This window comes from Streptomyces himalayensis subsp. himalayensis (assembly GCF_013778455.1).
In the GTDB taxonomy this organism is placed as follows: Bacteria; Actinomycetota; Actinomycetes; order Streptomycetales; family Streptomycetaceae; genus Streptomyces; species Streptomyces himalayensis.
In genome coordinates this window covers 58,329-84,985 of record NZ_JACEHE010000005.1, presented here as the reverse complement: position 1 = coordinate 84,985, position 26,657 = coordinate 58,329, and the positions used below count along the sequence as shown (strand labels likewise).

Sequence of the window (26,657 nt, the reverse complement as noted above, 5' to 3'; positions counted from 1 at the left end):
CGTCCGAACTGTCCCTGCGGGAAGGCCTCATGACTCTTTCACCCGCGCGTGTGCCCGGCACCGGTGTCCGGCGGCTGACGGCCACGCTGTACGGCTACGCGTTCCTCGACGACTTCGTCCTGCTCTACCCGGTGTACGCGCTGCTGTTCCGCGACACCGGTCTCACGGTCTGGCAGATCTCCTCGCTGTTCGCCCTGTGGTCGCTGACCGGTGTCCTGCTGGAGATCCCCTCCGGTGCCTGGGCCGACGGCGCCTCGCGGCGCGTGCTGCTGTGGTTCGGGCCGCTGCTCACCGCTGCCGGCTTCGCCCTGTGGGTGCTCACCCCGTCGTACTGGTCGTTCGCCCTCGGCTTCGTGCTCTGGGGCGCCAAGGGAGCGCTGAGTTCCGGTGCGTTGGAAGCACTGGTGTACGAGGAACTCGACCGGCTCGGTGCGGCCGACCGGTACGCGCCCGCGATGGGCCGGGCCCGGGCGGCCGGGCTGGTGGGCGTGATGGCGGCGATGGGCCTGGCCGGGCCGGTGTTCGCGGCCGGCGGGTATCCGGCCGTCGGGCTCGCCAGCGTGCTGGTATGTCTGCTGGCCGCGGTCACCGCGTCCCGGTTCCCGGAGCACCGGACGGCGCCGACTGCCGCCGTGGTCAGGCCCTCGACCGACGAGCCCTCGGCTGAGGAGCCCTCGACGGACGAGCCGTTGGCTGACGGGCCCTCGACCGACAAGCCCTCGGCTGACGAGCCCGGCGACGGGTGGGCCCGGACCCTGCGGGCCGGACTCGCCGAAGCCCGCAGCAACCGGTCAGTACGCGGGGCCCTGCTGCTCGTCCCCGCCGTCACCGCCGTGTGGGGCGCGCTCGACGAGTACACGCCGCTGCTGGTGCGCGACACCGGCGTGCCGGAAGGCGCCGTACCGCAGCTGCTGTTGCTGGTCTGGGCAGCAGCGACGGTCGGCGGTCTGCTGGCCGACGTGGGACAGCGGCTGGGCACGGGTGGACTTGCCGGGCTGCTGGCGGGCTCCGCGCTGGCCCTGGCCGCGGGTGCGGTGGCGCGGACCCCGGCCGGCATCGCGCTGGTGGCGATGGCCTTCGGCGGTTTCCAGCTGGCGAGCGTCCTGGCCGACGCCCGGCTCCAGCAGCGCATCGAGGGGACCGGCCGGGCCACCCTGACCTCGGTGGCCGGTGTGGGCACCGACCTGACCACGGTCGCGGTGTACGGCGGGTACGCGGTGATCGGCTCGACGGCCGCACACGGCACCGTCTTCGCCCTGTTCGCGGTGCCCTATCTGGTGACGGCGCTGATCCTGGCCACCAGGAGGACTCCAGCCCGGACGGCTCGCACGGCCGACACCTCGGCTCCCACGGCACCGGGGTGAGGCCGCCCGCGCCCAGCACGCGCTCCTGGGAACCCGCGCCGCCCTTACCCGCGTTCCCGGGACCTTGGCCTCCAGCCGAAAGGGGCCCTGACCTGCGCCCCCTGGCGCAAAGGGCCCCGCCGGCCGGGTGCGCAACGAATCGCTGCCGACCCCGGGCGGGACGCAACGATTGGTGCTCCGGTGCGCAACGGCTCCGCCTTGTCGGCCCGGATGCCGGACCGTACCGTCTTTGAGGCCCCCGAATCCCCGTCCCACGGTGAGGAACACGCATGCGCACCGCCCTGCTCCAGAGCTCCGGCCGACCCGGTTCGGTCGTCGAGAACCTCAAGGTCCTCGACGAGGCCGCGGGCCGGGCAGGGGCCGCTGGGGCGGGGCTGCTGGTGGCGCCGGAGATGTTCCTGACCGGGTACGCGATCGGCGACGACATCGCGCGGCTCGCCGAGCCCGCCGACGGAGAGTCCGCCGACGCGATCGCGGAGATCGCCGGACGGCACGGCCTCGCGATCGCCTACGGCTACCCCGAGCGCTCCGGGGACCTCGTCTTCAACTCCGCCCAGCTCATCGCGGCCGACGGCACACGCCTCGCCAACTACCGCAAGACCCACCTCTTCGGCTGTTTCGAACGGGACCACTTCACGCCGGGCGACGAACCGGTGGTGCAGGCGGAGCTGAACGGTCTCCGCGTCGGCCTGATGATCTGCTACGACGTCGAGTTCCCGGAGAACGTCCGTGCCCACGCCCTCGCGGCCACGGACCTGCTGCTGGTGCCCACGGCCCAGATGCACCCGTTCCAGTTCGTCGCCGAATGCGTGGTCCCGGTGCGGGCCTTCGAGAACCAGATGTACGTGGCGTACGTCAACCGGGTGGGCCAGGAGGGGGAGTTCGACTTCGTCGGGCTCTCCACGCTGGCCGGGCCCGACGGGGTCGCCCGCACGCGCGCCAGACGCGGTGAGGAACTGGTCTTCGCCGACGCCGACCCCGCTTTTCTCGCGGCCTCACGTGAGGCGAACCCGTATCTGAAGGACCGGCGCCCCGGCCTCTACGGGTCCCTCATCTGATCCAAGTCCCGTCTCAACCCAGCCCTGTCTGATCCAAGCGCCGTCTGAACCACCAGCACGCCCGCCTGCGCGCCGCCCGCCCCCGAGAGTCTTCACGCAAGGAGTCCGTACCCCATGACGTCCACGGTGCCCAACGCCGTCCAGCACGCAGACGACGCGCAGCCGCCGATCACCATGTTCGGGCCGGATTTCCCGTACGCGTACGACGACTTCCTCGCGCACCCCGCGGGGCTGGGCCAGATACCCGCGACCGGGCACGGCACCGAAGTTGCCGTCGTCGGCGGCGGACTGTCGGGCATCGTGGCCGCGTACGAGCTGATGAAGATGGGCCTCAAGCCGGTCGTCTACGAGGCCGACCGGATCGGCGGGCGGCTGCGGACCGTCGGCTTCGACGGCTGCGACCCCTCGCTCACCGCCGAGATGGGCGCGATGCGCTTCCCGCCGTCGTCGACGGCGCTCCAGCACTACATCGACCTGGTCGGCCTGGAGACCCGGCCCTTCCCGAACCCGCTCGCCGAGGCCACACCGTCCACGGTCGTCGATCTCAAGGGCGAGTCGCACTACGCCGAGACCCTCGACGATCTTCCGCAGGTCTACCGCGACGTGGCGACCGCCTGGAACGCCTGTCTGGAGGAGGGGGCCGACTTCTCCGACATGAACCGCGCCCTGCGGGAGCGCGACGTCCCGCGTATCCGTGAGATCTGGTCCCGGCTCGTCGAGAAGCTCGACAACCAGACCTTCTACGGCTTCCTCTGCGACTCGGAGGCCTTCAAGTCCTTCCGGCACCGCGAGATCTTCGGCCAGGTCGGCTTCGGCACCGGAGGCTGGGACACCGACTTCCCCAACTCCATCCTCGAGATCCTCCGCGTCGTCTACACCGAGGCGGACGACCACCACCGCGGCATCGTCGGCGGCAGCCAGCAGCTTCCGCTGCGGCTGTGGGAGCGTGAGCCGGAGAAGATCGTGCACTGGCCCTACGGCACGTCCCTCAAGTCGCTGCACGTGAACGGCGAGCCGCGTCCGGCCGTGACCCGGCTGCACCGCACCGCCGGCAACCGCATCACCGTCACGGACGCCTCGGGCGACATCCGCTCCTACCGAGCCGTGATCTTCACCGCCCAGTCCTGGATGCTGCTGTCCAAGATCGCGTGCGACGACGAGCTCTTCCCGATCGACCACTGGACGGCGATCGAGCGCACCCACTACATGGAGTCCAGCAAGCTCTTCGTGCCCGTCGACCGTCCGTTCTGGCTGGACAAGGACGAGAAGACGGGGCGGGACGTGATGTCGATGACGCTGACCGACCGTATGACGCGCGGGACCTACCTGCTCGACAACGGGCCCGACCGGCCCGCCGTCATCTGCCTCTCCTACACCTGGTGCGACGACAGCCTGAAGTGGCTGCCCCTGTCGGCGAACGAGCGCATGGAGGTCATGCTCAAGTCGCTCGGCGAGATCTATCCGAAGGTCGACATCCGGAAGCACATCATCGGCAACCCGGTGACCGTGTCCTGGGAGAACGAGCCGTACTTCATGGGCGCGTTCAAGGCCAACCTGCCGGGCCACTACCGCTACCAGCGGCGCCTGTTCACCCACTTCATGCAGGACCGCCTCCCCGAGGACAAGCGCGGCATCTTCCTCGCCGGTGACGACATCTCCTGGACGGCGGGCTGGGCCGAGGGCGCCGTGCAGACCGCGCTCAACGCCGTGTGGGGCGTCATGCACCAGCTGGGCGGGGCGACCGACCCGACGAACCCTGGGCCAGGCGACGTGTACGACGAGATCGCGCCGGTGGAACTGCCCGAGGACTGACGGGAAGCGGGCGGGCGGGAACCCGAGGATGCCGCTGAGCCTGAGGCACCTGCGGGCTCCTGGGTTCCCGCCCCGGACACCGGTCGGAGCGCCGCCGACCGGTCCCGCGGCTCAGACCCGTCAGACCCCGGCCGCCCGCACAGACCCGTCAGACCCCGGCCGCCCGCGCCGTCTCGTACACCTCGGCCGCCACGTCCTTGAGCTCCTCCGCATCCCGCGCTGAGCCACTGAGCTCAAGGAAGATCTCGTCGAGACCGACCTCGGCGTGCGCCACGAGATCCTCGGTGATCTGCTCGGCGTTCCCCTGGAAGGCGGCACGGTCCTCGCCCTCGTACGCCTTCGCGGAGTACTGCGCGTTGACCCGGAGGACGCTCTGGACCGGCTCCGTGCGGCCCTTCTCTGCGGCCAGGTCCTGGACCTTCCGCCACTCGGCGGCCAGTCGCTCGGCGCCCATGCCGACCGGCATCCAGCCGTCGGCGCGCTCCACGAGCCGGCGCAACGCGCGCGGGCTGTTCGCCGGGAGCAGGACCGGAATCGGCCGGGCGGGCTTGGGGCCCACCTCCGACGGCGCGATCCTGGTCAGCGACCCCTCGTACGCCACGGGATCCGGGCCCCAGACCGCCCGGCACACGTCGAGCAGCTCGTCCAGGACCTTGCCGCGCTGCTCGAACGGGGCCACCGACGCGGCCGCGTACTCGTCGAGGGACCAGCCCGTGCCGAACCCGGCCACCACCCGGCCGCCGCTCGCCGCGTCCAGCGTGGCGAGTGAACGGGCCAGCTGGAAGGGCACATGCAGCGGGGCGACCAGCACGCTGGTGCCCAGCCGCGCCCGCTCGGTGACGGCCGCGGCCAGTGTCAGCGTCACCAGCGGGTCGGCCACCGAGCGGTACTCGTCGGGCCAGGCCAGGCCCGGGATGCCGTAGAGGCCCTGCGTCGCGGGCTCGGGGAACAGGATCCGCTCGAACACCCACAGGCTTTCGTATCCGATGTCCTCGGCGGCCTTCGCCACCGCGGGCACGTCGCGTCCGAGGTCGTACTGCTTCAGCTGCGGGAGTGCCAGTCCGAGGGGAATCGCCATGCCTGTGCTCCTTCGCATCGGGTCCGGTCGCGGCGGCGCGCGCTGTGTACGCCGGGCCGCTGCCCGGCGCGGTGGTTCGCATCAGGGTCCAGCTCGTCAACGTACAGCGGAGCAACAGGAATTCCAGGCGTTGACGACCCGTCATGGCGGGATCAGTACAACCGCACTCCAGCGGAGAGGCCCGTATCTGGCGGATGCCCGCCACCATGCGCCGCCGCGGTCCCGGTCAGTCCGGGAGCGGGGTGAGCAGCATGCGGCCGACCAGCCCCACGCCTGCGTCGAGCCGCTGGGTGAACTCCTCGACGACCTCCGGGAGTTCCCGTAGTGCCCAGAGCGTCCGGGCCGCCGCCCATGCGCCGTCCCGCGCCCGTTCCAGGCTCCAGGAGCCGAGCAGATGCGTCAGCGGATCGGCGATCTGCAGGAGATCGGGACCGGGCATCAGATCTTCGCGGATGCGCTCCTCCAGCGACACGAGGAGGTCGCCCACGCGGTCGAACTCGTCCTCCAGCTCGGACGGTTCGCAGCCGAGCGTACGACAGGTGTCCACGACCGCGAGCGCCAGATCGTGCCCGATGTGCGCATTGATGCCCGCGAGTGCGAACTGCATCGGACGTACTCCGGGATGTCGCCGGTACTGGAACAGAGGCCGCCAGCACGCGGGCGGGCGGCGTTCACCGGCCACCGCGTCGACCGCCGCGAGATAGCGCTCGGCGAACCGAACGTCCAGCGTGGCGGCGGCTCGCGGATCGGGGAACTCCCCTGTGTCGATGAGCCGGTCGACCTCCAGTGTGACGGCCAAGTAGACGCGGTTGAAGACCGCTACGCCGTCATGGTCCGGCCAGGCCGCGCCGAGCGCGCGCATCCGCGCCACCACCGCGTCGACCCCCTGGGGCGAATGTGTGAACTGTTCCAACTGCGCCATGGGGGCAGGGTCCCAGCCATAGGCTGGCGCGCGTGCCGCCGGGCCACGGGCTTCCCCAGAACGGGGGAACGCCACCGGCACCGGCAGACAACGACCGTGGCGCAGGGGAGCGTCACGGAGAAGAGGGGGAACAGCACGTGTCAGGCCCACGCGCGCAGCGCCTGGCGGAACGCAGAAAGCGCCGCGGGCGCACCGGCCGCGGTGCCATGGCCGCGGCAGCCTCGGTCGTGGTCGCTGTCGGCACGGTCACAGGCTTTGTCAACGCCCTTGACCAGGACGGCGGAACGGACGAGGCGCGGCCGACGGTGACGCGGTCGCCGAGCCTCCAGCCGCTGCCCGCGGGGCCCAGCGCGTCCCCGTCCACCACCTCGGCCTCACCGTCGCCCTCCAAGTCCTCGTCCAAGCCGTCACCCAAGGCCAAGGCCACCCCGAAGGCGCCGAAGACGACCGCGGCCGCCGCACCCGCCGTGTCGGCCCGCCTGTACCGGCACAACGACTCGCAGGTGCTCGACTGGGTCCGGGCCAACCGCAGCGATCCGCGGCGGCCGCTCATCGAGTCGCGGATCGCCGACCAGCCGGCCGCGGTGTGGTTCGCCGACTACACGCCGTCGACGATCACCTCACGCGTGCGTGCGGTCACATCGACGGCCGCGGCGAGCGGCCGCGTGCCGGTCGTCGTGCCGTACGCGATTCCGAACCGCGACTGCGGGGGCGCGTCCCAGGGCGGGGCGCCCGACCTCGGCGCGTACGACGGGTGGATCGACAAGTTCGCCGCCGGGCTCGGCTCCGGTGAGGTCATCGTGGTCCTGGAGCCCGACTCCCTCGCCCTGATCGACTGCCTCTCGGCGGGCGACCGGGCGCGGCGGTACGCGTCGCTGGCCCGCGCGGGCCGCGTCCTCAAGGCGGCCAATCCGAGGGCCAGGGTCTACTACGACGCGGGCCACTCCGGCTGGAACGCGGCAGCCGCGCAGGCGGCCCGGCTGCGGCAGGCGGGCGCGGCGTCGGCCGCCTCGTCCGACGGCGTCTTCACCAACGTCTCGAACTTCCACCGCACCGCCGAGGAGGCGGCCTACGCCCGGCAGGTCCTGTCGGCGCTGGCCGGCCCGTCGAGCCTGGGCGCCGTCATCGACACCAGCCGGAACGGGAACGGTGCTCCAGCCGAGGGCGAGTGGTGCGACCCGGCGGGCCGCAAGCTCGGACAGGCGCCGACGTTACGTACGGGACAGTCCCGTATCGACGCCTACCTCTGGGTCAAGCTGCCGGGGGAGTCCGACGGCTGCAAGGGCGCGCCGGGCACCTTCACCCCGGGCTACGCCTACGACCTGGTGACGGGCGGCTGACCCTTCGACGCGTCGTCGCCCGCCTGCTGCCCGGCCGCTTCCTGCCCGGCTGTCTCCTGCTCGGCGGCATCCTTCTCGGCGTCCTTGTCGTACGTCGAGGTGCCGGCGTCGAGCAGCGGCTCCTGCGTCTTGAGGTGGGCGGGGGCCATGGCGCGGAGCGCGTGGTAGCCGCTGATGACGACGAGCGTGCCGAGGGCGATGCCGCTCAGCTCGAAGTTGTCGGTGAACTTCAGCGAGACGCCGCCGACGCCGATGATGATGCCCGCCGCCGCCGGGACCAGGTTCAGCGGATTGCGCAGATCCACCTTGGCGTTGATCCAGATCTGGGCGCCGAGCAGGCCGATCATGCCGTAGAGGATGACGGTGATGCCGCCGAGCACGCCGCCCGGGATGGCGGCCACGACCGCGCCGAACTTCGGGCAGAGGCCGAACAGCAGGGCGAAGCCCGCGGCGGCCCAGTACGCGGCTGTCGAGTAGACGCGGGTTGCGGCCATGACGCCGATGTTCTCGGAGTACGTCGTGTTGGGCGGGCCGCCGACCGCGGTGGAGAGCATCGACGCGGCGCCGTCGGCGGCGATCGCGGTGCCGAGCTTGTCGTCCAGCGGGTCGCCGGTCATCTCGCCGACGGCCTTGACGTGACCGGCGTTCTCGGCGATCAGCGCGATCACGACGGGCAGCGCGACGAGGATCGCCGACCACTCGAAGCTCGGGCCGTGGAAGGACGGCAGTCCGATCCAGTCGGCCTTGGCGACGCCCGAGAGGTCCAGACGCCAGTGGTCGACGGCCTCGGTGCCGCCGCTCACCGAGTGGATCTTGCCGAAGACGCGGTCGAAGACCCACGAGATGCCGTATCCGAAGATCAGCCCCAGGAAGATCGCGATGCGCGACCAGAAACCGCGCAGGCACACCACGGCCAAACCGGTGAAGAGCATGGTCAGCAGCGCCGTCCACTGGTCCTGCGGCCAGTACGTCGCGGCCGTGACCGGCGCCAGGTTGAAGCCGATCAGCATGACCACCGCGCCGGTGACGATCGGCGGCATGGTGGCGTGGATGATCCGCGCCCCGAACCGCTGCACAGCAAGCCCGGCGAGGAACAGCGCGATGCCGACCACGAACACGGCACCGGTCACCACGGCGCTCGAACCGCCCTGCGCCCTGATCACCGCCGCCACGCCCACGAAGGACAGCGAACAGCCCAGGTAGCTGGGCACGCGGCCGCGTGTGGCCAGCAGGAAGATGACCGTCGCGAGGCCCGACATCATGATCGCGAGGTTCGGGTCGAGACCCATCAGGACCGGTGCGACGAAGGACGCGCCGAACATGGCGACCACGTGCTGGGCGCCGAGCCCGACGGTGCGCGGCCACGAGAGCCTCTCGTCGGGTCGGACGACGGCTCCGGGGGCGGGGGTGCGCCCGTCGCCGTGCAGCCTCCAGCGCACGCCGAGATCCATGGTGAGTTTCACTTTCTGTACGCCGAGACAAACAGTGCAATGCTAATGCGGCATGCGTAGTGCTTCTCCCCGCGGCAAGGGAGAGCCGACTCGACGTAGTGGGGGAGCGACCGCCTCGGCGAGTGGCGGAGCGGCCGTCTCGGCACGTCGCGGAGCGGTCGTCCAAGGCGACGCGGCCGCGTCCGCTCAGGGTCGCGGATCAGCCGCCGTCGCGCTCGTCGGTGCACCGGCCCGGACACTCTCCCTGCCTCCCGTGCGCAGCACGCCCCCGAAGACGACCAGGCCGAACGCCAGCACCGTCACCAGCCCGAAGGACACGATCAGGCTGGTCGCCTGGGCGAGCGAGCCGATCGCCGAGGGCGCGATCAGACCCGAGGTGTACGTGATGGTGGCGACGCCCGCGATGGCCTGGCTCGGGTTGGGCCCGCTGCGCCCGGCCGCGGCGAAGGCCAGCGGTACGACGACCGCGATGCCGAGGCCCAGCAGCGCGAACCCGGCCATCGCCGCAGCGGGGTGTGAGGCGGTCACGACGAGCAGACCGCCGAGTGTGGCCAGCACCCCGCCCACGCGCACGGTGCGTACGGCGCCGAACCGGTCCACCACCGCGTCGCCCGCGATCCGGGCGAGCGCCATGGTGAGCGTGAAGCCCGTGGTGGACGCGGCCGCCAGGCCCGCCGACGTGTTGAGGACGTCGCGCAGATAGACCGCGGACCAGTCGAGGCTCGCGCCCTCCGCGAACACCGCGCAGAACCCGACCGCGCCGATCAGCAGCGCCGACCTCGGCGGCAGGGCGAACCGCGGCGGCTCCTCGTCGTCGGTGGGCCGCAGGTCCAGTACGCCCTGGCACGCGGCCAGCCCCGCGACGGTGAGGACCGCCGCGGCCAGCAGGTGGTGGAGGCGGGCGTCGGAGCCCAGATGGGCGGCGAGCGTGCCCGCCGCGGAGCCGATCAGGGCGCCCGCGCTCCACATGCCGTGCAGCCCGGACATGATCGACTTGCCGAGCCGGTTCTCGATCTCGACGCCCAGTGCGTTCATCGCGACGTCCGCCATGCCGGCCGTCGCGCCGTACGCGAACAGCGCCGCGCACAGCGCGACCAGGTTGGGCGCGAGCGAGGGCAGCACAAGTGCGAGCGTCCAGAGCGCGAGCAGGCCGCGCAGGGCGGTACGGGCGCCGAAGCGGTGGCTCACCCAGCCGGCCACGGGCATCGCCACGGCGGCGCCGAATGCGGGGAAGGCGAGGGCAACGCCGAGTTGGCCCGCGCTCACCGACGCATGGTCCTGGATCCACGGCACACGGGTCGCGAAAGAGCCGGTGACCGCGCCGTGCACGGCGAAGACGGCGGCCACGGCGTAACGGGCGCGACTCACTTCGCGTTTGTCGTAGACCACTTCACTCATGCGGTGAGTTCCTCCCCGATGCCCTGATGTCCCGATTCCTGTTTCCCCGGACGTACGTCCGCGACGTCGGGCCGCTGCCTCGCACGCCGTAAGCTAGCAGAACTATCAGGGACCCTGCCTGATAATTACGGGCAGGGGAAGCCCGATGCCCAGCCACAGCAACAGCGATCTGGAAGGATCCCGGCATGCCCGCATCACCGAGCACCGCCCGGGCCATCAACGACCGGCTCGCCCTCCGACTGCTGCAGCAGCAAGGCCCCCTGACCGCAGGCCAGTTGAAACAGCTGACCGGGCTGTCCAGGCCCACCGTCGCCGACCTCGTCGAGCGGCTCCAGAGCGCCGGACTGATCACGGTGGTCGGCGAGACGGGCGCGGAGCGCAGGGGGCCGAACGCTCGCCTCTACGGGATCGTCGCCGACCGCGCGCATCTCGCCGCCCTCGACGTACGCACCGACGGTCTCACCGTCGTTGTCGCCGACCTGCTCGGCACGGTGCTCGCCGAGGCGTCCGTACCGATCGGCGGGGACACCGGCACCGGGCCTGCCGTCGAGCAGGCCGTCGCCCTCGTCGAGCGCACCGCCAAGGAGGCCGGCGCGGAGCGGCTGCACAGCGTCGGTGTCGGCGCGCCCGGGCTGATCGACCCGGCGACCGGCGAACTCCGCGACTCCAGTGGGCTGCCCGCCTGGCACCGGCGCCTGGCCGGCGCCCTCCAGGAACGGCTCGCGGCCCGTGTGCTCGTGGAGAACGAGACCAACCTCGCCGCCCTCGCCGAACAGCGCGACGGTGTCGCCGTCGACCGCGACACCTTCGTCCTGCTGTGGCTGGGCCATGGCGTCGGGGCCGCCGTCGTGCTCGACGGTGCCCTGCGCCGGGGGGCCTCGGGCGGCACCGGCGAGATCGGCTTCCTGCCGGTCCCCGGCACGGACGGGCTCCCGTCGGCGACCGGGTGCGAGGGCGGCTTCCACTCGCTGGCCGGTGCGGCGGCGATCACCGAACTCGCCGCGCGGCACGGCCTGGTGCCGCCCGCCGAGCCCCACTCGCACGAGCCGCCGGCCGCGACGGTCGTGCGGGCAGCGGTGGCGGCGATGGGCGGCACGCCGACCGAAGGGAGCGAGGCACGCGCCGTGTCGGCCCCAGACATGGCACCCGACAGCGGCGCCACGGACGCCCGCGCCGCTGCGGCCTTTCTCAACGCCCTCGCCGACCGGCTCGCCATCGGGGTGGCGTCGGTGACGGCCGTACTCGACCCCGGATGCGTCGTCCTCGGCGGCGAGATCGGACAGGCGGGCGGCGCGGCCCTGGCCTCGCTGGTACAGGACCGCCTCACCACGATGTCGCCCCTCCACACAGAGGTACGGGCCGGCGCACTGGGTGGCGGGGCGGTCCTGCGTGGCGCACTCTTCACGGCCCGCGACGCGGCACAGGACGAACTCTTCCCACTGTTCGCACCGCAGGCGTGAAAGCACGAACTCATCCCTGCGTGAAGTTACCCCTGCACGGACTCACCCCTTCACGAACTCCCCCTGCACCGACTCACCGCTCGGCAGGGAACCGGGTCGCCGGATACTCCTCGAACGAGCCCTTGCCCACGGCCCGGTTCGGGGTCAGTTGGCCGCCCGCCCGCAGAGCAACGAGCTCGCGCTGCTGCTCGGGCGCGGGCCGGAAGCGGGCCGGCGGCGTCGCCACGCGCTGCACCGCCCTGCGGTACAGCTGACGGGAGTTGGCCTCGCTCGGGTCGAGAACCCCGGCGATGTCCCGGTGGGTGTACGCGAACGCCTCCCGCAAGGACGAAGACGGCCGCGCTCCGTCGGGGTGAGCTGCTCCAGCAGCACGAGCAGCGCCGCCGACACGGCATCGCGCTGCTCCGCCGACTCCATGGGGCCGAGGGCTCCGTCCTCCGTGAACACGGGCTCCGGCAGCCAGGGCCCCACGTACCGCTCGCGCTGTGCGCGGGCCGAGGTGAGCCGGTTGAGGCAGAGAGGTTGCGAGTAGAGCGGTGGGGTTGCGAGGAGAGCGATGGGGTGCTGTGAGCAGGCCCACAGGAATCGCCCGCATGGCACGCGATCAGGCGTGGCACACTGTCCCTGTACCAGAAGCAGCGCACTCCGGGGTCGGTGAAAGTCCGAACCGGCGGTTACAGTCCGCGACCCGGCCGCATCCAGTGGCCGGTTGACCAGGTGAAATTCCTGGACCGACGGTTAAAGTCCGGATGGGAGGCAGTGCGCGGCGGGCGGACACTCATGTGTACGCCGCCGTCGGTCCGTCCGTAGAGGACGGCCGCCGTCCGGCCTTACCCGTGGAGTCCCGCTCGTACATTCTGTCGTCATCGACAGCCCCGGAGTCCGTGCCCGAAGAGGCAGGAGGACCCGGTGGCCCCCACCGCAGCCGAAGCAGCAGCGATGCGTCGCGCCATCGCGCTCGCCGCGCGCGGACTCGGCTCGACCAGCCCCAACCCGGTCGTCGGCTCCGTCATCCTCGACGCCTCGGGCGACATCGTCGGCGAGGGCTTCCACCAGCGCGCCGGCGGCCCGCACGCGGAGGTCCACGCCCTGCGCGCGGCCGGCGACAGGGCCAGAGGCGGCACCGCCGTCGTCACCCTCGAACCCTGCAACCACACGGGCCGTACGGGCCCCTGCGCCCAGGCCCTCATCGACGCCGGGATCGCCCGGGTCGTCTACGCGGTCGGCGACCCCAACCCCTCAGCCACGGGCGGCGCGGAGACCCTGCGCCGCGCCGGCATCGACGTCGAAGGCGGCCTCCTCGCCGATGAGGCCGAGGCGGGCAACATCGCCTGGCTCACGTCCGTACGCCTCGGCCGTCCCCATGTCACCTGGAAGTACGCGGCGACGCTCGACGGCCGGATCGCCGCCGCCGACGGCACCAGCCGCTGGATCACCTCCGCCGAGTCCCGCGCCGACGTGCACCGGCTGCGCGCCGAGTGCGACGCGGTCGTCGTCGGATCCGGCACGGCCCGCACCGACGACCCGCACCTCGCGGTCCGCGGCATCGACGGCGTCGTACAGCCGCTGCGCGTCGTCCTCGACACCCACGCCACGATCCTGCCGACCGCCCGCGTCCTCGACGACGCGGCACCCACGCTGGTCGTCGTCGCCGAGGACGCCGACACGCGCCATTTGCCGGGCGTCGAACTGCTCCGGCTGCCCCTGCACGACGGGCGCCTGGGCGTGCACGACCTGCTCACGAACCTGCACCTGCGCGGCGTCCGGTCCGTGCTGCTCGAAGGCGGCCCGACACTCGCCGGAGCCTTCGTCGCGGCGGGCGCCGTCGACCGGATCGTCGGCTACCTCGCGCCCGTACTGCTCGGCGAGGGCAGTGCGGCCCTCGCCGCCGCCGGAATCACCACCATCACCGACGCGTTGCGGCTCGACGTCACCGAGTCCGTGCGTATCGGGCCCGACCTGCGCATCACCGCCACCCTCGCAACGAAGGAGCACTGAACGTGTTCACCGGAATCGTCGAAGAGCTGGGAGAGATCACCGCCGTCGAGAACCTCGGCGACGCCTCCCGCTTCCGGCTGCGCGGCCCCGTCGTCACCGAAGGCGCCAAGCATGGCGACTCCATCGCCGTCAACGGCGTCTGTCTGACGGTCGTGGAGCACGAGGGCGACGAGTTCACCGCGGACGTGATGGCGGAGACGCTGAACCGGTCGAGCCTCGGCGCCCTCGCCGTCGGCTCCCGGGTCAATCTGGAGCGGCCGACCGCGGTCGGCACGCGGCTCGGCGGGCACATCGTGCAGGGCCACGTCGACGGCACCGGCCAGATCCTCGAGCGCAAGCCCTCCGACAACTGGGAGATCGTCAAGATCTCGCTGCCCGCCGATCTCGCCCGGTACGTCGTCGAGAAGGGCTCCATCACCGTCGACGGCATCAGCCTGACCGTCGTCGACGCGGGCCCCGACTACTTCACCATCAGCCTCATCCCCACCACGCTCGCCCTGACGACGCTCGGCATCAAGCAGCCCGGCGACCCGGTCAACCTCGAGGTGGACGTCATCGCCAAGTACGTCGAGCGGCTGCTGGCCGCCAAGGACGCCGAACACGCCAACGACCCCGCGAACGCCGAGAGCAAGGAGAGCGCTCAGTGAACTGGCTGAACTCCGAGGCGTTCACCGTCCTCGGCCAGCACATCCGGTGGTCCGACATGATCGGCAACACCATCGGCCTGATCGCCCTGGCGCTCGGCTGGCGCCGCTCGATATGGACCTGGCCCGCCCAGCTCCTGTCCGGCGTCATCCTCCTCGCGGCCTTCGCGACCGCCCACCTCTCGGGAAGCGCCGGCAAGCAGCTGGTCGTCATCGTGGTGGCCGTGTTCGGCTGGCTGCAGTGGAACCGCGGCAAGCAGCAGGAGCAGGACGGCTCGATCGCCGTGCGGTTCGCCACCTGGCGTGAGCGCGGTTACCTGGCCGGCGGCGCCGCCCTCGGCACGCTTGCGGTCGGCGGCCTGTTCACCGCCTTCCCCACGCTGTCGTGGGACCCGTGGCCCGACGCCTACATCTTCGTCGGCACGATCGTCGCCATGTACGCCCAGGCGCGCGGCATGGTCGAGTTCTGGTTCGCCTGGCTGCTCGTCGACGTCGTGGGCGTGCCGCTCAACTTCGCCAACGGCTTCGCCTTCTCCGGCTTCGTCTACATCGTCTACGGCGCCCTCGTCCTGTGGGGCATGCGCGACTGGTGGCTGCGCTCCCGTCAGGCCGGCCGGCCCATCCCGGAAGGAGCTCCGGCATGACATCGACTCTCTGGTACGGAACCGACAAGGTCGAGGACTTCACCCTCGACCCGGTCGAGCAGGCCATCGCGGACATCGCGGCAGGCCGCCCGGTCGTCGTCGTGGACGACGAGGACCGCGAGAACGAGGGCGACCTCGTGATCGCCGCCGAGAAGGCCACGCCCGAGATCGTCGCGTTCATGATGAGCGAGTGCCGCGGCCTGATCTGTGCCCCCATGGAGGGCGACGAGCTGGACCGCCTGGAGCTGCCGCAGATGGTGCAGCACAACACCGAGTCGATGCGGACGGCCTTCACCGTCTCCGTCGACGCGTCCGCCGCGCACGGCGTCTCCACCGGCATCTCGGCGGCGGACCGCGCCACCACCCTCCAGCTGCTGGCGGGCGGCGTGACCGGCCCCGCCGACTTCGTGCGGCCAGGACACATCTTCCCGCTGCGCGCCAAGCCCGGCGGCGTCCTCGTCCGCAACGGCCACACCGAGGCCGCCGTCGACCTCGCGCGCCTCGCCGGACTGCGCCCCGCCGGAGCGATCGTCGAGATCGCAGGCGAGGACGGCACCATGCTGCGCCTGCCCGAACTGATCCCGTTCGCCCGCAAGCACGGCCTGTCGATCATCTCCATCGAGGACCTGATCGCCTACCGCCGCTCCTCCGAGCCGACGGTCCGCCGCGAGGCGGAGGTCCAGCTCCCCACCGCCTTCGGCGACTTCACGGCGTACGGCTACCGCTCCACGGTCGACGGCGTCGAGCACATCGCGCTCGTCCACGGCCGTCTCGGCGACGGCGAGGACGTCCTCGTCCGGGTCCACTCCGAGTGCCTCACCGGCGACGTCTTCCACTCGCTGCGCTGCGACTGCGGCCCCCAGCTGCAGGCGTCCATGCAGCGCATCACCGACGAAGGCCGCGGTGTCGTCGTCTATCTGCGCGGCCACGAGGGCCGCGGCATCGGCCTGATGTCCAAGCTGCGCGCCTACGAACTCCAGGAGCGCGGCCGCGACACGCTCGACGCCAACCTGGAGCTGGGCCTCCCCGCGGACGCCCGCGACTACGGCGCCAGCGCGCAGATCCTCCAGGACCTCGGCGTACGGAGCCTGCGGCTGATGACCAACAACCCCGACAAGACCGACGCGCTCGTCCGCCACGGGCTCAAGGTCACCGGCCGTGAGCCGATGCCCGTCCAGGCCGGCGAGCACAACCTCCGCTATCTGCGCACCAAGCGCGACCGCATGGGCCACGACCTGCCCTGGCTCGACGCCGCCAAGGCGTCGTCGCCCTGCGGCAGCCAGTGATCCCGCACCACCCAGTCACACCCACATCGACACTTACGACACCTACGAGGAGCAGCGCGTGAGCGGCAAGGGCGCACCCGAACTGAGCGTGAAGAACTGCAGCGACCTGCGAGTCGCGGTCATCGCCGCCCAGTGGCACGAGAAGGTCATGGACGGACTCGTCGACGGCGCCCTGCGCGCCCTGCACGAGCTCGGCATCGACGAGCCCACACTGCTGCGCGTGCCGGGCAGTTTCGAGCTCCCGGTCGTCGCCAAGGTCCTCGCGGGCCGTGGCTACGACGCGGTCGTCGCGCTCGGCGTAGTCATCCGCGGCGGCACCCCGCACTTCGAGTACGTGTGCCAGGGCGTCACCCAGGGCCTCACCCAGGTGTCGGTGGACACCGGCGTCCCCGTCGGCTTCGGCGTGCTCACCTGCGACACCGAGGAGCAGGCCCTCGACCGCGCGGGCCTCGAGGGCTCCAACGAGGACAAGGGCCACGAGGCGGTCACGGCGGCCGTCGCCACGGCGATGACGCTGCGTACCGTCTCCGAGCCCTGGCGCTAGCGGGAGCGGGCGGCCGCGTAGAGTAGGCACCACCATGTCCAAGAAGACGTTCGAGGAGCTCTTCACCGAGCTCCAGCACAAGGCCGCAAACGGCGACCCCGCCACGTCCCGCACCGCCGAGCTGGTCGGCAAGGGCGTCCATGCCATCGGCAAGAAGGTCGTCGAGGAGGCCGCCGAAGTGTGGATGGCCGCCGAGTACGAGGGCAAGGAGGCGGCCGCCGAGGAGATCTCGCAGCTCCTGTACCACGTGCAGGTGATGATGGTCGCCCGCGGCATCTCCCTCGACGACGTCTACGCCCACCTGTAGCCCGCAGACACGCAGAACCAGCAGACCCCGCACCCAGCTCCGTATCGAATGCCCCTTCGCACCAAAGGAATCCGACCTCATGCTGCGCATCGCCGTCCCCAACAAGGGTTCCCTGTCCGGCCCTGCGGCGGAGATGCTGCATGAGGCCGGATACCAGCAGCGCAGGGAATCCAAGGAGCTGGTGATCGTCGACCCGGACAACGAGGTCGAGTTCTTCTATCTGCGCCCCCGCGACATCGCGATCTACGTGTCGTCCGGCCGTCTCGACATCGGCATCACCGGGCGCGACCTGCTGATCGACTCCGGCGCCAACGCCGAGGAGATCCTGCCGCTCGGCTTCGCCCGCTCCACCTTCCGCTTCGCCACCAAGCCGGGAACGGCGAAGGGCGTCGAGGACCTGGGCGGCATGACGATCGCCACCTCGTACGAGGGCATCGTCGCCAAGCACCTCGCGGACAACGGCGTGGACGCCTCGGTGGTCCACCTTGACGGCGCCGTCGAGACGGCCATCGAGCTCGGCGTCGCGCAGGTCATCGCCGATGTCGTGGAGACCGGGACGTCGCTGCGCAACGCCGGCCTCACCGTGATCGGTGAGCCGATCATGAAGTCGGAGGCCGTGGTCATCCGCCGCACCGGCGCCGACGCCGACGACCCGAAGGTCCAGCAGTTCCTGCGCCGCCTCCAGGGCGTCCTCGTCGCGCGGACGTACGTGATGATGGACTACGACTGCCGCGCCGAGCACCTGGAGAAGGCCGTCGCCCTCACCCCCGGCCTCGAGTCGCCGACCATCTCTCCGTTGCACAACGAGGGCTGGGTCGCCGTCCGCGCCATGGTCCCCGCCAAGGAGGCGCAGCGGATCATGGACGATCTGTACGCACTCGGGGCGCGGGCCATCCTGACGACGGCCATCCACGCCTGCCGTCTCTGAAGGACCTCCGAAGGACTCGATAGCGATGACAGAAATGCGGGATATGTCGGCTATGCCGGATGCGTCTGCCGTGCCCGCGCTGCCCGTCACCTTCCGCCCGTCCCGCACCCGGGCCGTCCTGCTGGCCGCCGCAGTCGCGATCTTCGTGGTCATCACGGTGATCGCGGTGATGCTGCCCAGGCTCGGCCCGGGGGAGCGGCTCAGTTTCGTCCTCACCGCCGCACTGCTCTCCGGTGTCCTCGTCCTGCTCAGCAGGCCCAAGGTCGTCGCCGACGAGTCCGGCGTCACCGTCGTCAACATCGTCACCCGGCGGCACCTCGACTGGGCGGAGATCCTGCACGTCAACCTCCGGGTGGGCGACCCCTGGGTGTTCATTGACCTCAGCGACGGCACCAGCCTGCCGGCCCTCGGCATCCAGCCGGGTATCGCCAAGGAGCACGCCATCCGTGACGCCCGCGCCCTGCGTGCGCTCGTCGAGACGCGAGCCGTCGGCGACCCCGAGCGGTAGCCGAGCAGCTCGAAGTCACAATTCGGGCAAGAGGCGTAAATCACACCCTGGCTGACGTGGGAACAGTCGACGTGAGGAACATCAGTGCCGACTTGGGGCGTTCACCCTGACGTTCCGGGGCTTGTCTTGATTAATCTGTTGACGAGGTGCGCCTCATGCCGCCTCGCCCCTCCGTCGGCCGCCCGGCCGCGCGGGGGGCTCCTGCTATCAGAGGAGTGACCCTCTCCGGCGATGGACGGTTCGTCCTGTAGTACCTGCGCCGCCCCCTCCCGAACCCCCGCGGACCCCCTCCGCGTCGGTCCGGAGGCGGTGGCATGACCATCCCCCTGTTGCTCCTTGCGGCGGCCTTCCTCCTGATTCTCGCCAACGGATTCTTCGTCGCGGCCGAGTTCGGCCTCATCACCGTCGAGCGGCCGGACGCCGAGCGGGCAGCGGCCGCCGGCGACCGACGGGCCCGCAGCGTCGTGAACGCCCTCCGGGAGCTCTCCTTCCAGCTCTCCGGCACCCAGCTCGGCATCACCATCACCTCACTGGTCGTCGGCATGCTCGCCGAACCGGCCCTGGCGGAGCTCCTCTCCGGCCCGTTCACTGCCGTCGGTGTGCCAGAAGGCGCCGTCTCCGGTGTGTCCGTGATCGTCGGCATGCTGCTGGCCTCCGCCGTGCAGATGGTGATCGGCGAACTCGTGCCGAAGAACTGGGCGGTGTCACGGCCCCTGCAGGTCGCGCGGTTCGTCGCCGGCCCGCAGCACGTCTTCTCGCGGCTGTTCAGGCCGGTCATCGCCGGGCTGAACGCGGTCGCCAACCGTCTCGTACGCGCCCTCGGTGTCGAGCCCGCCGACGAGCTGGCCTCCGCCCGCACCCCGGAGGAGCTGGTGTCCCTCGCCCGGCACTCCGCACAGGCGGGCGCGCTCGAACAGGACACCGCCGACCTGTTCGTACGCACCCTCTCCCTCGCCGACCTGACCGCCCAGCACGTGATGACGCCCCGTGTGAAGGTCAGCGCACTGCAGTCCTCCGCCACCGCCCAGGACGTCGTCAACCTCACCCGGGCCACGGGCCTGTCCCGCTTCCCCGTCTACCGGGAGCGCATCGACGAGATCATCGGCATGGTCCACCTCAAGGACGCCCTCGCCGTGCCCTCCGCCAACCGGCTGCGCACGCCCGTGGTCAGCATTGCGCAGGCGCCGCTGCTCGTCCCTGAGACCCTGCCCGTACAGCCCCTGCTCGAACGTCTGCGCAGTGAGCAGCCGATAGCCATAGTCGTCGACGAGTACGGCGGCACGGCCGGCGTCGTCACACTCGAGGACATCATCGAGGAGCTCGTCGGCGAGGTGCGCGACGAGCATGACGGACACGACCTGCCCGAACTCGCCGCGGCGCCGCCGGAGGACGGCCGCCCCGCCTGGGACGCCGACGGCAGCTGCCGCGTCGACACCCTGCGGCGCATAGGACTCGACGTGCCGGAGGGCCCGTACGAGACCGTCGCCGGACTCGTCGCCGATCTGCTCGGCCGGATCCCCGTGCCCGGCGACCGCGCCGAACTCCCCGGCTGGCGGCTGTCGGTGCGCCAGGTCGGGCACTACCGCGCGGAGCGGGTCCGCATCGTCCGGACAGCGGACGCCGACGGTACCTCCGATGCCACCGCTGCAGTGGAGCAGCCCGCGGTGGAGGCCGTCCGATGAGCCTGCTCCAACTCCTCTTCGCCGTTCTGCTCGTGCTCGCCAACGGCTTCTTCGTCGGCGCGGAGTTCGCACTGGTCTCCGTGCGCCGCAGCCAGATCGAGCCCCTTGGGTCCGCACGGGCCCGCCAGGTCCTCTACGGCCTGGAGAATCTGCCGCAGATGATGGCGGCCGCCCAGTTCGGTATCACCGTCTGCTCGCTGACGCTGGGCGCGGTGGCCGAGCCGACCGTGGCGCATCTACTGGAGCCTGCCTTCGAGGCGATTCATCTGCCCGAGGGCATGATCCACCCGCTCGGCTATGTGATCGCGCTCGCCGTGGTCGTCTTTCTGCATCTTGTCATCGGCGAGATGGTCCCGAAGAACCTCGCCATGGCGGCCCCCGAGAAGACCGCGCTGTGGCTGAGCCCCGGCCTGGTCGCCTTCGCCCGGCTGTGCAGGCCGGTCACCGTGGGCCTGGGAGCCTGCGCCCGGCTGGTCCTCAAACTCTTCCGGGTCGAACCCAAGGACGAGGTCGAGGCCGTTTTCACCAGCGAGCAGCTCAACCGGCTCGTGGAGGACGCCGGCCAGGCCGGCCTGCTCGACCCCGAGGAGCAGGAGCGACTGGAGGACGCCCTGGAGCTGGGCTCCCGCCCGGTGACCGACGTTCTGCTGGACAGCGCCTCGCTGGTGACCGTGGGACCCTCGGTCACCCCCGGCCAGGTCGTCGCACTCACCGCCTCCACCGGGTACTCCCGTTTCCCGGTGTGCGCGGAGGGGGGCGCCTTCATGGGCTACCTCCACGTGAAGGACGTACTGGATCTGGAGGACAGCGACCGTGCCGTGCCGCAGCACATCTGGCGGCCCATGACGACGCTGCGGGCCGAGCTGCCGCTCGACGACGCGCTGACCCTGATGCGGCGCGCCGCGACGCACCTTGCGCAGGTCGCCGACGCGTCGGGGCGGGTGCTGGGGCTCGTGGCGCTCGAGGACGTACTGGAGTTGCTGGTGGGCGAGGTGCGGGATCCTGCGCACCGGGCTGCCGCGGAGGCGGCGCCCGCGCCGCCCCGGGTCACGGAGCCGCGGACGACCGGGGCTCCTGAAGGGGCGCTGGCGGGCTGACGGCGAGCGAGCCGGTTTGTGGGCACGCGTTCCGCTGGGCCCCCAGGCCTTTTAGGCACTGGGGGAGGAACGGGGGCACAAACCGGCCACGGCCCGCAGACGGGCATGGCGGGGGGCGGACTCAGACCCCGGTCGGGCCGCCCGGACCGCGGCCCGACAGAACCTCCCCGTACGCCTGCATAAGATCCGGCAGCCGCAACGTCGCCAGGTCGTCGCGTGTGGGCGTCGCCGCATACCCCGACAGCCGCAGATCCCGGTAAGCGCAGCTCTTCTCGTAGAGGGTCCGCAGAAAGCGGCCGTTGCCGAGCTCGTCGATCCAGCCCTGGTCGACGACATGCCCGCTGATGGAGCGCAGCTCCTCCAGCGCCTCCTCGTCCCAGGCGTCGCCGTTCTCGGCCGCCAGCACCTCACCGATCGCGGTCAGTTCGAGCGGGCGGTACGACGGGAAGTCCACGCGGGTGGTGAAGCGGGAGCTCAGCCCTGGATTGGCGGCGAGCAGACGGTCCATGCCCTCGGGATAGCCCGCGAGGATCACGACGAGATGGTCGCGGTTGTCCTCCGCCCGCTTGAGGAGCACCTGCAGGGCCTCGTCGCCGTAGGCGTCGCCCTTGCCGTAGCCCGAGTTGGACAGGGCGTACGCCTCGTCGACGAAGAGGACGCCGCCGATCGCCGAGTCGATCAGTTCGTTGGCCTTGACGGCGGTCTGGCCCAGGTATTCGCCGACGAGATCGGCGCGCTGGGCCTCGACCAGATGGTCACCGCCGAGCAGCCCGAGCGCGTAGAAGACCCTGCCTAAGATGCGGGCCACCGTGGTCTTGCCGGTGCCCGAGGGGCCCGAGAAGACGAAGTGCCGTTTCGGCGGCTGGACCGGAAGGCCCTGTCCGGCGCGCAGCCGGGCCATGTTCAACTGGGCCGAGAGTGCCTTCACCTGGCGCTTCACGGGCTCGAGACCCACCATGCGCTCCAGCTCGTTGAGCGCTTCTTCGAGCAGGGCCGAGTCTGCGGGGCCGGACGGGAACTGCGGGGGTCCCGGCTGCACCGGCACCACGGCCTTCTCGCGCACCGCGTCGGTGTCGTCCTGCACCGTGCCGGGCGCCGGCACCGCCCCGGCAGGCGGAGGCAGATCGGGTTCGCCCACCTTGAGGTCGCGACCGTCCGTGCCGGCCAGCGGATCGGTGCCGTCGAGCCCGTCCACGGTGTCCTGACCGATCCCGGTGAGAGTGATCGACGCGAGGTCGGCCGTCTCGTCGTAGCCGTCCCCCTCCGCTATCGCCGCGAGCCGCGCCGAGGTGTCCATGAATGCGGGGTCGACCCTGTGCACCGCCCGGTACAGCGGCAGCGCCGCCGCGCTGCGCCCCGTGCCCTCGTGCGCCCGCGCCAGCCAGTAGCGCAGCTCCTTGCGCTGCGGCTGCTCGCTGCGACACCGCATCAGCGCGGCGGCCAGCAGCGGTTCGGCCTGGGTGTACGTCTCGAGGCGGACCCGCGCCATGCCCGCGAACAGGCCAGCCTCGATACCCAGGACGGGGTCGTCGATCAACGGGTCGGTGTGGCGGACGAGTTGGTCCCAGTCCTTGACCAGATAGGCCCGGCACGCGTGCAGGAACCGCACCTGCGGATCGGCGTCGACCGGCGGCAGCCCGGCCAGGGCCCGGTCCAGCTCGGGCACATGGCGGCCGTCCAGCCAGTGCGAGGCGTGCGCGAGCAGCAGGTCGCGCGGCGACTCCAGGACCGGCTGCACCCACCACCCCAGCCAGTACCAGGAGTTGAGCGCGCGGCGGTGCCTGGCGCGCTGTTCGCCGAAGCGGTCCCGGTGCCGGAACATCCGCAGCAGCGCCGTCGTCGTCTCGATACGCAGCGCATGCAGTCCGAGCCAGCCGTCGGCCATGCCCGGGTCCATCCGTACGGCGTCCCGGAACTCCTCCTCCGCCTGCGGATACGCGCCCATCGTGTAGGCATCGACCCCGCGCAGCCAGGCGAGGTCCGCCGGGCCCGGTGCCCCCTGCGTGCCGAAGTCCATCACGTCCCCCACATACCGTGCCCGTGCCCCCGTGGTGCCGCCGGGCCGGTGCCCGCCGACAGCCCTCGTCGAACCGCATTGCCGTGGACGGGAGTTGACCCGGTGCGATGAGCAGCCGTCCGAAGGTCGCACCGAGAGGCATCGTACCTGCGGGGGATCGTCGGCCGAAGGGCGGCGCAACGCGGGATCGGGCAGGTGGGAGCAGAGAGGGCGCACACCCGAATGGTGACCGAGGGTGAGCGAATCACCGCTCCGCGCAGGCGCCGAAAGAAGAAAAGGACAGAACGAAGCCCCCGATCACGGGGGAACAACCGGGGGCTTCGCGTCTGTCGGGCAGCCTCTGAAGGCTGCACAAAGAACGTAAGTCCTGTACGACGTGTCGGTCAAGCCGAGTTGAGGACACTCTCCGAAAGTCGGGGAAGCCGTTCTCCGCGGCTTCAGCGCACCGCAGACGGGTCATCACGAAGCGTGACGGCGCGAGTTGTCCCGCGGCCGCAGCAGGTCCCGGCAGCACCTCGTATCCCTCGAGACACTGCCGTACCAGAAGGTCGGCGAAGGGCCGGGAGGGGTCTTCGGCGAAGTGCTCCCGCTCGGCGGCGACCCATCCTTCCCAGAACTCACTCTGCTCGGGACCGTCGCGTCGGCGGCCTCTGTCCCATGACTCGTCCGCCGGGTGCTCCATCCACAGCAGAAGTGCCAGCCGCGGCCGCAGTGCCCGGCGGCCCGCACCGACGCCCTCGACCAGGACCACCGGAGCGGGCTCCAGGGCGCGCGCGGCTCCGAACCGGCGGGCGTGCCAGTCGTAGGGGAGATAGCGCGCGGTCTCGCCGCGCGACAGCGGCTCGATCACCTGCTCGCCCAGCCGCTCCGTCCAGCTGAACAGCTCTTCGTGCGTCGCGATGTCGTCGAGGCGGAGCACCGGGGCTCCGCCCAGCGCCTCGGACAGCCGCGCGGCGAACGTGGACTTACCGGATCCCGCGTGCCCGTCCACGCCGACCACCCGGACGGGACCGCACGAAGGGGGCAGCGCCCGCAGGGTGTGGGCGAGTCGGGGGAGTGGCGATCGCATGGTCATCGCCTCAAGCGTACGGGCGCGCAGGCGCCGGAATATTCAGAGGTCAAGGCCAATATTGGTGGGCGTGGCGGCCTCCGAGGTGCTGGCAGAACGCGCTTGGCACCCGCCATAGTTGGCCCACTGTCGTGTCGTGAACCTGACCTACCTCTTCCGGATCCGCCGTCCACTGGGGGCCCTGTCCATGACCAGATCCCACTCGATGTCCCGTAGGACCGTGCTTGCCGCCGCCGTCGCCGCCGCGGCGGCCGGGGGCACAGGCAGCGCATCGGCCGCCGGCAGCGCGTCCGCCTCCGCCGGTGCCGCGCGGGCCACGGCCACCGCATCCCTGGTCGACAACCGCGCCTGGACCTCGTACACGGACTGGTGCGGCGGCGTGTCCGCCGGGACCCGTGTGGTCGCGGGCAGCCGTCCCGGCGTGGTGATCGGTCGGCCCGCGGGCACCACCGACTACACGGACCCGCACACCGGGGCCACCGGGATCTGGGAGTACGCCGAGTGGACCTCGCCCGTCCACCGTCTCGCCGTGCCCTCGACCGAGGCCATCGCGTTCTGGAACGCCCACACTCCGGCCGGCACCTGGCTCCAGGTCGAACTGAAGGGCACCTACACCGACGGCACGGACACCCCTTGGTACGTGATGGGGCGCTGGGCCGCCGGTGACCAGGACATCAAGCGCACCTCGGTAGACGACCAGACCGACGACAAGAGCAGCATCTGGACGGACACCTTCGCGATCGACGCCCCGGCGTCCGGGCTGCGCCTCGTCTCGTACCGGCTGCGCCTCATGCTGTACCGCAAGCCCGGCAGCAAGGCCACGCCCACGGTGTGGCGGCTCGGCGCGATGGGCTCCGACATCCCTGACCGCTTCACGGTCCCGGAGTCGACCCCGGGCCTCGCCAGGGAACTGACCGTTCCGCGCTACTCGCAGAACATCCACGTCGGCCAGTACCCGGAGTACGACAACGGCGGCGAGGCGTGGTGCAGCCCCACCTCCTCACAGATGATCATCGAGTACTGGGGCCGGAAGCCGACGGCCGAGGTCCTGGCCTGGGTCGACCCCTCCTACGCCGACCCGCAGGTGTGCCATGCGGCGCGATTCACGTACGACTACCAGTACGAGGGCTGCGGCAACTGGCCGTTCAACGCCGCCTACGCGGCGACGTACAAGGACCTGCAGGGCGTCGTCACCCGGCTCGGCTCGCTGACCGACCTGGAGACGCTGATCGGCGCGGGGATCCCGGCGATCACCTCGCAGTCGTTCCTCGAGGAGGAGCTCACGGGGGCCGGTTACGGCACGTCGGGGCATCTGATGACGGTGATCGGCTTCACCGCCGACGGCGACGTGATCGCGAATGACCCGGCGTCGCCGGGCAACGAGGCGGTACGGCGCGTCTACGACAGGCGCGAGTGGGAGACGATCTGGTTGAGGACCAAGCGGTACAACTCCACCGGAAAGGTGGTCTCCGGTACCGGCGGTGTCTGCTACCTGTACTTCCCTGCCCGGCCGACCCCGCAGCAGGCGAGGGCACTGGCCGCTGTGGGCGTGCGCTGAGCACCCCGGCTGCTGGTGCGTGACCTGTCTCGGCGTGCGTGACCGATGTCTCGGCCGTGAGGGCCCTTGGGGAGGACTTTTCGGTGGCAAAGTGGACGGATCAGTGGGGGGAGTCCACTGCCGTACGACGTCAAGCGAGATGCCATGACCTCGACCTCCGCCACCGCCGGCCGCGCCCGGACCCGCACCCGTACCGGCGGGCCCGACGACGGACCCAAGATCCTGGAACACGTCCTGGGCTGGACCCTGGTCGTGGTTCTCGCGATGTTCGTCACGCAGGCCGGGCTCATGTGACAGCTGTGGCTGAAGAGGCACCTGGGCTCGCTGACCCCGCCTGATTCCGGGTCGTCCGGCCGAGATCCGTTCACGCCGTGACGTGCTGCCTCCGATCGGGCATACTCAACGCGCCACAGCCGCTGATCAGCCCGTTCCGCGACCCGGGAGGGCAGCATCGGCTGAGGCGTGCAGAGTTTTCCGGGGCCGGTGACCCGG

General features: G+C 71.2%; 23 protein-coding genes, 1 pseudogene and 1 riboswitch. Of the genes and pseudogenes, 17 read left to right on the top strand and 7 right to left on the bottom strand.

What is annotated here, in order from left to right; all coding sequences use genetic code 11:
• The first annotated feature begins 29 nt into the window (after positions 1-29).
• From H1D24_RS10425 to H1D24_RS10415, 3 genes are all read left to right on the top strand, one after another.
• Positions 30-1,364 (top strand): MFS transporter, encoded by a 1,335-nt coding sequence (locus H1D24_RS10425; RefSeq protein ID WP_181657163.1) that lies wholly within the window; start codon positions 30-32, stop codon positions 1,362-1,364.
• Between the two features lie 269 nt (positions 1,365-1,633).
• Positions 1,634-2,422 (top strand): carbon-nitrogen hydrolase family protein, encoded by a 789-nt coding sequence (locus tag H1D24_RS10420; RefSeq protein ID WP_181657162.1) that lies wholly within the window; start codon positions 1,634-1,636, stop codon positions 2,420-2,422.
• A 114-nt stretch (positions 2,423-2,536) separates the two neighbouring features.
• Positions 2,537-4,234 (top strand): flavin monoamine oxidase family protein, encoded by a 1,698-nt coding sequence (locus H1D24_RS10415; protein ID WP_181657161.1) that lies wholly within the window; start codon positions 2,537-2,539, stop codon positions 4,232-4,234.
• 148 nt (positions 4,235-4,382) lie between these two features.
• On the opposite strand, the gene H1D24_RS10410 is transcribed toward H1D24_RS10415, so the two are convergent.
• Positions 4,383-5,312, bottom strand: a complete 930-nt coding sequence (locus H1D24_RS10410) for an LLM class F420-dependent oxidoreductase (RefSeq protein WP_181657160.1) — start codon at positions 5,310-5,312, stop codon at positions 4,383-4,385.
• A gap of 226 nt (positions 5,313-5,538) precedes the next feature.
• The gene (locus tag H1D24_RS10405) at positions 5,539-6,234 is read right to left on the bottom strand and encodes a DUF5995 family protein (RefSeq protein WP_181657159.1); all 696 of its coding nucleotides are present in this window, start codon (positions 6,232-6,234) and stop codon (positions 5,539-5,541) included.
• Positions 6,235-6,440: 206 nt separating this feature from the next.
• Between H1D24_RS10405 and H1D24_RS10400 the strand changes: the two genes are divergently transcribed.
• Positions 6,441-7,574, top strand: coding sequence for a glycoside hydrolase family 6 protein (locus H1D24_RS10400; protein ID WP_181657390.1), 1,134 nt, complete (start codon positions 6,441-6,443; stop codon positions 7,572-7,574).
• Here H1D24_RS10400 and H1D24_RS10395 read toward each other — a convergent pair.
• Positions 7,550-9,025 (bottom strand): uracil-xanthine permease family protein, encoded by a 1,476-nt coding sequence (locus H1D24_RS10395; RefSeq protein WP_181657389.1) that lies wholly within the window; start codon positions 9,023-9,025, stop codon positions 7,550-7,552. The two genes, H1D24_RS10400 and H1D24_RS10395, sit on opposite strands and share 25 nt — an antisense overlap.
• A gap of 186 nt (positions 9,026-9,211) precedes the next feature.
• Positions 9,212-10,423 (bottom strand): MFS transporter, encoded by a 1,212-nt coding sequence (locus H1D24_RS10390; protein WP_181657158.1) that lies wholly within the window; start codon positions 10,421-10,423, stop codon positions 9,212-9,214.
• A 185-nt stretch (positions 10,424-10,608) separates the two neighbouring features.
• Between H1D24_RS10390 and H1D24_RS10385 the strand changes: the two genes are divergently transcribed.
• The gene (locus H1D24_RS10385; RefSeq protein ID WP_181657157.1) at positions 10,609-11,883 is read left to right on the top strand and encodes an ROK family transcriptional regulator; all 1,275 of its coding nucleotides are present in this window, start codon (positions 10,609-10,611) and stop codon (positions 11,881-11,883) included.
• A 73-nt stretch (positions 11,884-11,956) separates the two neighbouring features.
• Here H1D24_RS10385 and H1D24_RS44000 read toward each other — a convergent pair whose 3' ends face one another.
• Positions 11,957-12,208, bottom strand: coding sequence for a hypothetical protein (locus tag H1D24_RS44000; protein ID WP_374064203.1), 252 nt, complete (start codon positions 12,206-12,208; stop codon positions 11,957-11,959).
• 311 nt (positions 12,209-12,519) lie between these two features.
• Positions 12,520-12,650: riboswitch (FMN riboswitch) on the top strand.
• A 172-nt stretch (positions 12,651-12,822) separates the two neighbouring features.
• On the opposite strand from H1D24_RS44000, the gene ribD reads away from it, so the two are divergent.
• From ribD to H1D24_RS10330, 10 genes are all read left to right on the top strand, one after another.
• Positions 12,823-13,881 carry a bifunctional diaminohydroxyphosphoribosylaminopyrimidine deaminase/5-amino-6-(5-phosphoribosylamino)uracil reductase RibD gene (gene ribD / locus H1D24_RS10375; protein ID WP_181657388.1) on the top strand — a complete coding sequence of 353 codons (1,059 nt, stop codon included), beginning with the start codon at positions 12,823-12,825 and terminating at the stop codon, positions 13,879-13,881.
• A 2-nt stretch (positions 13,882-13,883) separates the two neighbouring features.
• Positions 13,884-14,528 carry a riboflavin synthase gene (locus H1D24_RS10370; RefSeq protein ID WP_181657156.1) on the top strand — a complete coding sequence of 215 codons (645 nt, stop codon included), beginning with the start codon at positions 13,884-13,886 and terminating at the stop codon, positions 14,526-14,528.
• Positions 14,525-15,169, top strand: coding sequence for a nicotinamide riboside transporter PnuC (pnuC, locus tag H1D24_RS10365; protein WP_181657155.1), 645 nt, complete (start codon positions 14,525-14,527; stop codon positions 15,167-15,169). The genes H1D24_RS10370 and pnuC overlap by 4 nt, the downstream gene beginning before the upstream one ends.
• Positions 15,166-16,455 carry a bifunctional 3,4-dihydroxy-2-butanone-4-phosphate synthase/GTP cyclohydrolase II gene (locus tag H1D24_RS10360; protein ID WP_181657154.1) on the top strand — a complete coding sequence of 430 codons (1,290 nt, stop codon included), beginning with the start codon at positions 15,166-15,168 and terminating at the stop codon, positions 16,453-16,455. The genes pnuC and H1D24_RS10360 overlap by 4 nt, the downstream gene beginning before the upstream one ends.
• Before the next feature lie 58 nt (positions 16,456-16,513).
• The gene (gene ribH, locus H1D24_RS10355; RefSeq protein ID WP_181657153.1) at positions 16,514-16,999 is read left to right on the top strand and encodes a 6,7-dimethyl-8-ribityllumazine synthase; all 486 of its coding nucleotides are present in this window, start codon (positions 16,514-16,516) and stop codon (positions 16,997-16,999) included.
• A 34-nt stretch (positions 17,000-17,033) separates the two neighbouring features.
• Positions 17,034-17,306 (top strand): phosphoribosyl-ATP diphosphatase, encoded by a 273-nt coding sequence (locus H1D24_RS10350; RefSeq protein ID WP_031486114.1) that lies wholly within the window; start codon positions 17,034-17,036, stop codon positions 17,304-17,306.
• Positions 17,307-17,385: 79 nt separating this feature from the next.
• On the top strand, positions 17,386-18,234 hold the full coding sequence (gene hisG / locus H1D24_RS10345) for an ATP phosphoribosyltransferase (protein ID WP_181657152.1): 849 nt from the start codon (positions 17,386-17,388) through the stop codon (positions 18,232-18,234).
• A 52-nt stretch (positions 18,235-18,286) separates the two neighbouring features.
• Positions 18,287-18,742, top strand: coding sequence for a PH domain-containing protein (locus tag H1D24_RS10340; protein ID WP_181657151.1), 456 nt, complete (start codon positions 18,287-18,289; stop codon positions 18,740-18,742).
• 314 nt (positions 18,743-19,056) lie between these two features.
• On the top strand, positions 19,057-20,424 hold the full coding sequence (locus tag H1D24_RS10335) for a hemolysin family protein (protein ID WP_181657150.1): 1,368 nt from the start codon (positions 19,057-19,059) through the stop codon (positions 20,422-20,424).
• Positions 20,421-21,521 carry a hemolysin family protein gene (locus H1D24_RS10330; protein WP_181657149.1) on the top strand — a complete coding sequence of 367 codons (1,101 nt, stop codon included), beginning with the start codon at positions 20,421-20,423 and terminating at the stop codon, positions 21,519-21,521. The genes H1D24_RS10335 and H1D24_RS10330 overlap by 4 nt, the downstream gene beginning before the upstream one ends.
• Positions 21,522-21,642: 121 nt before the next feature.
• Here H1D24_RS10330 and H1D24_RS10325 read toward each other — a convergent pair whose 3' ends face one another.
• Together H1D24_RS10325 and H1D24_RS10320 are read right to left on the bottom strand one after the other, a co-directional pair.
• Positions 21,643-23,538, bottom strand: a complete 1,896-nt coding sequence (locus tag H1D24_RS10325; RefSeq protein WP_181657148.1) for an AAA family ATPase — start codon at positions 23,536-23,538, stop codon at positions 21,643-21,645.
• A gap of 484 nt (positions 23,539-24,022) precedes the next feature.
• Positions 24,023-24,607, bottom strand: a pseudogene (locus H1D24_RS10320) (uridine kinase family protein); the annotation flags it as partial.
• Between the two features lie 187 nt (positions 24,608-24,794).
• Between H1D24_RS10320 and H1D24_RS10315 the strand changes: the two are divergent.
• Both H1D24_RS10315 and H1D24_RS10310 read left to right on the top strand, forming a co-directional pair.
• A complete protein-coding gene (locus tag H1D24_RS10315) occupies positions 24,795-26,165 on the top strand; it encodes a C39 family peptidase (RefSeq protein ID WP_181657387.1) in 1,371 nt (456 codons plus the stop codon).
• Between the two features lie 144 nt (positions 26,166-26,309).
• A complete protein-coding gene (locus H1D24_RS10310; RefSeq protein WP_181657147.1) occupies positions 26,310-26,459 on the top strand; it encodes an SCO1431 family membrane protein in 150 nt (49 codons plus the stop codon).
• The last annotated feature ends 198 nt before the right edge of the window (positions 26,460-26,657 follow it).